Consider the following 263-nt stretch of genomic DNA (forward strand, 5'->3'; position numbering starts at 1 on the left):
AGTGAAAGTCGGTACCGAAGCGCTGAAAAAACAACTCGTTGGCTTATTGAATCAGAAAAAGATCGCGGATTACATAGCAAAAAAAGTCGATCTTCAGAATCAAGAGTTTGTCATTCTGACAGGAATGGGTAACGCCTGGCCGCTGGTTCGTGGCCATGAGCTGATGAGCGCCTTGCAGGACGTGATGGGTTTTACCCCCCTGCTGATGTTTTATCCGGGAACCTATAGCGGACACGATCTCTCCCCATTGGCGGGCATTGATT

Annotated in this window: 1 protein-coding gene; it reads left to right on the top strand. The window is 48.7% G+C overall.

What is annotated here, in order from left to right:
* Positions 1-263: DUF1788 domain-containing protein (locus tag ACLJNW_RS25875; RefSeq protein WP_410961461.1), on the top strand; the 263-nt coding region annotated here is incomplete at both ends.

The sequence above is a fragment of the Salmonella sp. SAL4457 genome (assembly GCF_046548235.1).
Taxonomy (GTDB): Bacteria; Pseudomonadota; Gammaproteobacteria; order Enterobacterales; family Enterobacteriaceae; genus Salmonella; species Salmonella enterica.